The organism is Flavimobilis sp. BM9 (assembly GCF_058313055.1).
This window is the reverse complement of sequence record NZ_JBZEMO010000017.1, coordinates 1-293: the sequence shown is the minus strand read 5'-3', so window position 1 is coordinate 293 and position 293 is coordinate 1. Positions and strand designations below refer to the sequence as shown.

Below are 293 nucleotides of genomic sequence, written 5' to 3'. Positions count from 1 at the left end.
TCCACTCGCGCAGCTCACGCAGCACCTGCTGGCCGTCCATGTCCGGCAGGCCCAGGTCGAGCACCACCAGGTCCGGCTTGCCCAATGCGGCCTGAGCGAGCCCTTCCTCACCGGTTGCGGCTTCGATCACCTTGTAGCCCTGGGAGGCCAGGCTGATGCGCAGGAACTTGCGGATCTGCGGTTCATCGTCGATGACCAACAGGGTGGCGGACTGGCTCATGGGGTTTCGCTTTCGGCTTCAGGTTGAGGGGGCAGTGGCAAGCATAGAGTGATGCCGGTGCCCTGGCCATCGA

The 293-nt window shown here is 64.5% G+C and carries 1 protein-coding gene; it reads right to left on the bottom strand.

Annotated elements, in window-relative coordinates; translation table 11 throughout:
• Positions 1 to 220, bottom strand: a 220-nt coding sequence (locus AC4F3Q_RS13535) for a response regulator (protein WP_491040419.1), incomplete at its 3' end; no start/stop codon positions are given.
• Positions 221 to 293 lie beyond the last annotated feature (73 nt).